The sequence below is a fragment of the uncultured Eudoraea sp. genome (assembly GCF_947258525.1).
In the GTDB taxonomy this organism is placed as follows: domain Bacteria; phylum Bacteroidota; class Bacteroidia; order Flavobacteriales; family Flavobacteriaceae; genus Eudoraea.
On the sequence record NZ_CAMYIP010000128.1, the window covers coordinates 1 to 5,947 of the forward strand.

6 protein-coding genes are annotated in these 5,947 nt (G+C 38.3%); 1 reads left to right on the forward strand and 5 read right to left on the reverse strand.

The window, feature by feature from the left end; genetic code table 11:
* Nucleotides 1-337 precede the first annotated feature (337 nt).
* Complete coding sequence (locus tag Q0X89_RS09855) at nucleotides 338-691, reverse strand: VOC family protein (protein WP_297693614.1); 354 nt, start codon at nucleotides 689-691, stop codon at nucleotides 338-340.
* 201 nt (nucleotides 692-892) lie between these two features.
* On the opposite strand from Q0X89_RS09855, the gene Q0X89_RS09860 reads away from it, so the two are divergent.
* Entirely contained in the window at nucleotides 893-1,882 is a 990-nt protein-coding gene (locus Q0X89_RS09860) for an NADPH:quinone reductase (RefSeq protein WP_297693616.1), read from the forward strand.
* Between the two features lie 205 nt (nucleotides 1,883-2,087).
* Here the strand turns inward: Q0X89_RS09860 and Q0X89_RS09865 are convergent, their stop codons facing one another.
* The 4 genes from Q0X89_RS09865 to Q0X89_RS09880 form a co-directional block, all read right to left on the reverse strand.
* Nucleotides 2,088-2,582: a GNAT family N-acetyltransferase gene (locus Q0X89_RS09865; RefSeq protein ID WP_297693619.1), complete on the reverse strand. Its 495-nt coding sequence runs from the start codon at nucleotides 2,580-2,582 to the stop codon at nucleotides 2,088-2,090.
* A 230-nt stretch (nucleotides 2,583-2,812) separates the two neighbouring features.
* The gene (locus Q0X89_RS09870) at nucleotides 2,813-4,573 is read right to left on the reverse strand and encodes a hypothetical protein (RefSeq protein ID WP_297693621.1); all 1,761 of its coding nucleotides are present in this window, start codon (nucleotides 4,571-4,573) and stop codon (nucleotides 2,813-2,815) included.
* Between the two features lie 256 nt (nucleotides 4,574-4,829).
* Nucleotides 4,830-5,267 carry a DUF1801 domain-containing protein gene (locus Q0X89_RS09875; RefSeq protein ID WP_297693623.1) on the reverse strand — a complete coding sequence of 146 codons (438 nt, stop codon included), beginning with the start codon at nucleotides 5,265-5,267 and terminating at the stop codon, nucleotides 4,830-4,832.
* A 126-nt stretch (nucleotides 5,268-5,393) separates the two neighbouring features.
* Entirely contained in the window at nucleotides 5,394-5,780 is a 387-nt protein-coding gene (locus Q0X89_RS09880) for a VOC family protein (RefSeq protein WP_297693625.1), read from the reverse strand.
* Nucleotides 5,781-5,947 lie beyond the last annotated feature (167 nt).

Consider the following 5,947-nt stretch of genomic DNA (forward strand, 5'->3'; position numbering starts at 1 on the left):
CCTGCGTGCCGTCGCCATCCGCGTGCCGCTGAAGCTTTAGCGGACCGCCGTCGGCAAAAGCCTATGGCGTCGGCCGAGGCGCAAGGCTTTGGCCGCCGGCGGTCCGCGTGTCCGATAGCACAATGCTATTGGGACAGGCAGGTATGGCCAGTCCCCTCGTGGCTCGTATCACCAGGGCATGATTAATAAACCACAAGTTAGCAATTATTCGCAGGCCTCTAGAGTCAAAAGATAATGCCGGCGATAGTGTTGGCTACTTATTGTTGACAAACAAAGCTGTTGACCTAAAAGCGTCAAAATTGTTCCTGAAAGAAAAATAACACCAACCCATTTGGCTCTAAACTGAAAAGCTCCTATGTCCCCAGGACTGATCTACAACTTCTTGCTTGAATGGAATTCCAATTGTTTGGTACTTTTTAAATAAGGTATCAATATCCCAAACTTGAAGACACATAAATACACCCTGTGGCATTCTATAATCCAGGCCTGGAATTCTGTTCTCATCATCAGCTGTTCGCAGCAGTATTTCAATTAAACCCGCACCGGCTTTGAAAAGAGCCCCTTTATCATGATCATTTCTGTCCCAGGCGTGTTCTAAATTAAAATTGAGTTTGTTCTTATAGAAATTAAATGTTTCCTCGTACTTATCAGTGAAGTAAGTGAATCGAAACGCCCCTTCATATTTTTTCATTGAATTGATCTTTCTCGTATTGATTAATGATTTCGGCCTCAACCCGGCCTGTCTTTGACAGGGAAATTAGTAATTACAAATTTTTGGCTTGCCCACAGTGCCTGATGATGGGGTATGGCAGTCAGGAAGCCTGGCTTATGGCCAAAGTTAGCATCTTTTTAACCCAATTTTATACCGTATTTTTAATAAAATTTCACACCTATGAAAGCGGCTATCTATACCGAACAAGGTCTGGCATCTGAAGTATTACGAATACAGGTAATGGAAGATTTAATGCCACTTGAGAACGAAGTTCAAATTGAAATTCATTATTCAGGTGTTAATCCCGGTGAGGTAAAAAAGCGGGCCGATACATTTGGTGTCGGAATGCCGTATGAAAAGATCATTCCGCATAGCGACGGTTCCGGTTATGTCCGTAGCGTAGGTAGCCTGGTAGATGAAAAATGGATTGGGAAGAAGGTTTTATGCTTTGGTGCTCAATCCTATCGTCAATTTGGCACCGCAGCGGAGTATTGCTGTGTACCCGTTAGCAATGTATATGAGGTTGCCGAACATGTAGATCTGAAACAAGCGGCTCAAATGGGTATTCCCGGAATAACAGCGCATCGCGCAATTCATGTGGGTGGGTGTGAAGTCAGACAAGACCGGACAAATCAGGTGGTCCTTATACAGGGTGGGAGCGGGGCCGTAGGTCAGTGTGTTATTGCTATGGCTAAGAAATCAGGCGCTGTTGTACTGGCAACTGTGCGTAAGGAAAAAGATCTACAGATTGCAACCTTAGCCGGAGCCGATCAAGTCTTTCTGGCCAATGAGAAATTAAAGGAGGATGTTTTGACAGCCTATCCGGAGGGGGTAGATCACATCGTGGAAGTGGCATTTGCATCGAATATCGAAACGGATGTGGCCATATTAAAACTGGGAGGCACAATTGCAACCTATGCTAGCGATCAAAGTCCGGCGAGTGTTCCTTTTTGGCCATTGGTCTTTTCCAATATTTCCATATACTTTCTCGGTAGTGACGATTTTAGTGAGGCCTCAAAGCAAGCAGCAGTTGAAGATCTGGCGGAGGCATTGGCAGAAGGTTGGCAGGGCCTAGCGATCGGTGAAATTTATGATCTGGTTGATATTGATCAAGCACATTTACATATTGAAAATCGTAAAGAAGGAAGGTCTTTAGTAAAGGTCAGGTAATTGATGCCAGCGACACGCAATAAAGCGATTTTTAGTTTGCCTTATCTCTTTTTAGCAACTAGTTTTTTAATTCTTTAATTCCCAGAGGAATCTCACCAATGGCATATTTAAAGTAAGTGCCTGACGCGTGACCGATAGCGCAATGCTATTGGGGTAGTCAGGTTTACCAAATATAGCTTGGTTTTATATGCGTTGTTGTACGCGGTTAATCTCCGTTCAATAAGGTTTCATAAATCCTTGATTCTTCTCCCCAGGGATGATATCCTTGCCCAATATATGTAAAGTCATATTTTTCATAATAGCCAATATGACTAGTGCACAGATATAAATACTCAAAACCAAAATTTTTAGTGTCGCGTTTTGCCCTGTCAATTAGCAAGGACCCATAATCATTTCCTCTGTATTGCTCCTCGATGAATAGTGCGCATAGCCAGGGATATAAGTCCCCTCTGCTGATAAAATCGTTAGTAATGAGTCCCGCGCAGCCAATTAAAAAGCCGTTTAATTCGAGTAAATACCACTGAGGCAATGAATTTCTCGCATCAATGCTATGGGAAATGCAATCTTCATATATAATAGGTTGTACACTTGGCCAGCTTTTTTGCAAATATTCAATTGCCTTGCCCTTATAGGCTGGATTTTCTCTAACAGATACTATGTTGATCGATGAATTAATGCTGGTAATTGTAATGGTGAACATCGGCCTCGGCCCTGGCCATAAGCCGGCACGGCCGAGAAACCCGCCTGCCACGAGTCCGATAGCCCAATGCTATTGGGGACGGGCAGGTTCCAAAATACAAATTCCACCCCGTCCGCCAAAGTACTTTTAGAAAAGTAGGTAGGTGGAAGCACCATTATCAATATATGGGTACTCTTTGCGATTTACCAAGCAAAGCTTGGTTTTATAGGCGCTGTTGTTAGTCGTATTCACTAGTAAAATCTCAATGAAAACTCACAAAATGGTGCCTTTCCTTTATTGAGTTTTATTCCAAGGTTTAAAATATTCTTAGCAATAGAGGAGGCATCAACTTCTGGCTTATTCCTTAGATCAAAATATATTATACTGGCAAGAAAAGACATTTGATGATCTTGTAATTCAATGTTATCCGGATCAGATTTTTTAATTGTTACATAGATATTTTCTGCATTCGCAATGTCTCCTTTGTATAAATAATCAATTGCACTATTGGTAGAAGAATCAATTTTATAAAACTTTTCTGTCTTCCCATCAGGAAAATTTAATACAATGTATCCATCGTGCATTGAAAGCGAAAGTCCATTGATTTCTGTGGTAATAATTCCGGCGCTATCAGCGTAGAGTGGAGAAAATAATGCACCATCGATTTCCAGATAAATTTTACCATCTATTTCTTTGATTTGCATATTCCTGATGATTGAATATTCGTAAGTCCCAATAATATTGGGAAAGTCAGATAGCTTAGCGGGAAGATTGCCATCTTTATAATTTAGAATGAAATCTATGTTTGGGTCGATGCCTTTGTTGTAGTCATCCCAAAATAATTGAAAGTGCTTATCTAGTATAGTAGCATTTCTTTTATCATTCATGAACACGGTAGGGTGATAAAGGGAAGATAAACTCACTTCGATCCCAGAGTTTTCTAAGGTGTAATTTTCAGGATCTCCGGGATGTGAAGGAGAGGCACAAGGATACTCTCCAATGATAATCGCTTCAGTTCGTTGTTCCAACTGATTGACCATTGTAATAGCTGCTGAAAAGGTGTCATAGCCTGTAATTATAAAAAGTTTTCCCCTCTTGTTTATTTTGGGTCTATCAACAATACCTTGAATAAATTTTAGACTATATGGGAAGCTTCCACCACCATTATATCTTAAATCCAATACAAATTTGTCTACAGCAACAGAATCCACAGCAGCCCATAATCTATTAGCAAAAGCCGTTGATGATTCACTTTCCATATTTCCAATTCGATTATATTGGAAATAAACCAACTTTTGTTCAGAATTATAATCGAACCAATAATAGTCGCTTAAATTCCTCTGAAAATAAGTGTCCCCACCTGGGATGGTTTTAAAGGTTGTATTTTCTTCATCCTCAGGGGATAAATTTTTTACTAATCGTCGAATCTGAGTTCCATTTTTCTCAAGTGTAAATTTCGCTTCATCAGATTTATCTGAGATTCCAAGACCATATAACAAGCCCGGCAAATGAAGATAACTTCCTATGTATTTCTTTATTCTCGAAGAATTCGTATGCGGAATGACTAGTTTTATTTTCTCAAAGACTTCTTTAATATCTGTTCCATTTATAGATATTATTTTGTGACCAAGCAGTTCTTCGTAATCAGTACTGGTTTTGACGACAAAAAGTCCGTCTTCAAACCATTTGATCGTAATTGGCAGATAACCAAAAAGCTTGTATCTAGATTTACTACTTACGTAGGAATGACTTTCATTTAAGGCTGCAACAATTTTGAATATTTCAACATAACAGGATTCATCGCAAGTTTCCTTTTTTTGAATAATCTCTTTGGCATTCTTAATAGTTTTCAAGAAATTATCTTTGGAATTATTCCAGTAGGGATCTACATGCTCGGTGATAATAAGCGAGTACAATTGATCTATATCTTCAACGAGTTGTTCAGTTGAAACCTGCGAATTCATATTTTTGGCAAAGAGGATCAAGAAAATCAAGAGGAAATATCTGCTCATAAAATTGTTTTGGTTTCAAATGACTTACAAGGGCTGGTATATGAATCGCAGTGACTGAATGCGAACTATGATTTCATATACATTGTTATGTTTAGTTTTTAACCCTTTCTGCAGGGTATCTATTTTTTCCCATTACCCAATCCAAGGTTCTGTATCGTTGACTCTCCTTAAAAATAAGGATAGGAAAAAGAACGTATGAAAATTGCTATGTCTTAACCACCCGCGCAATATGAACATTCACCTTGTTGGCAAGTCGTTAATATGTTCTGCATGCGCATTCATGGTGCTCATTAAGATATGCAATTGATTCATTGCAGAGTTGTTCTAAGATTGAAATGTCTATATCAGCAAGTTTTTTAATATATATACAGGCTTTTCCCATTTTGAATTTGCCAAGATCTTTGAGGATAGCATCGCTCTTCTCTGTTTTTGAATACACATAGAGTGAAAACTGTGCTTTTCTTGGCGAGAAACCCAACATTGGAGCATCTCCTTCATGGCCACTGGCATATGTATAATGATAGCTTCCAAAACCAATAATTGTTGGTCCCCACATTTTTGGTTCAAAACCAGACCATTCACTTATCAATTCTATTAATTTAAAACTATCAACTTTCTTTTGTTCATTATCAACATAAGAATTTATAAAATCAAATACATCGACTTCAGTTTGGGTTGTTTTATTCTTTGCCATTTGTTACAATATTTTTATTAATAACACTTGATTGTTTTAGAATGCTTACCAATGATTCCGGCCCTGCCTGAAGGCAAACCCGCCTGCCCGACGTGCAAGTTTATACTCGTTGTTGTATGCCGTTTTTTATTCAGTTATTTCAATCAAATTTCCTTCTGGGTCAGAGATTACACTTTCATAATATCCATCTCCAGTTGTCCGAGGTTCTCCAATTATTTTAAATCCATTTTTCCGTACTATTTCGGTAAGCAAGTCAACCTTTTCCTTTGACCCAACAGAAATAGCAAAATGAGGCAATCCTAATTTTGTATCCGATTTCCCAATAAATTCAGAAATGTCAGGTCTGTGCATTAATTCTATGCGAGCACCACTTTCAAATGCTAAAAAATATGAGCTAAATTTTTTATTTGGATTATAATATTTTTCATTTGATTTTAAGTCGAAAAAATTTAGATAAAAACTCTTCATTTTTTCTAAATCTATAGTCCATATGGCTATATGTTCAATTTTCATTCGATGTATTCTTAAATGGTATACAACATTTGAATAAACGCCTGTTTTAATGGCGTTTATTTTTTGTTTGTCATAGTTATTAAAACAAAGAAAGCTAACGGTTTTTATCCACTAATTCCAATTGTTTATGGTAGGCTTCAATTCTGGAATTGGCATTGCTGTCTACC

What these genes read in the sequence shown, in the direction of transcription:
- Q0X89_RS09855 (WP_297693614.1), bottom strand. Translation starts at nt 691, where the DNA reads ATGAAAAAATATGAAGGGGCGTTTCGATTCACTTACTTCACTGATAAG.
- Q0X89_RS09860 (WP_297693616.1), top strand. Translation starts at nt 893, where the DNA reads ATGAAAGCGGCTATCTATACCGAACAAGGTCTGGCATCTGAAGTATTA.
- Q0X89_RS09865 (WP_297693619.1), bottom strand. Translation starts at nt 2,582, where the DNA reads ATGTTCACCATTACAATTACCAGCATTAATTCATCGATCAACATAGTA.
- Q0X89_RS09870 (WP_297693621.1), bottom strand. Translation starts at nt 4,573, where the DNA reads ATGAGCAGATATTTCCTCTTGATTTTCTTGATCCTCTTTGCCAAAAAT.
- Q0X89_RS09875 (WP_297693623.1), bottom strand. Translation starts at nt 5,267, where the DNA reads ATGGCAAAGAATAAAACAACCCAAACTGAAGTCGATGTATTTGATTTT.
- Q0X89_RS09880 (WP_297693625.1), bottom strand. Translation starts at nt 5,780, where the DNA reads ATGAAAATTGAACATATAGCCATATGGACTATAGATTTAGAAAAAATG.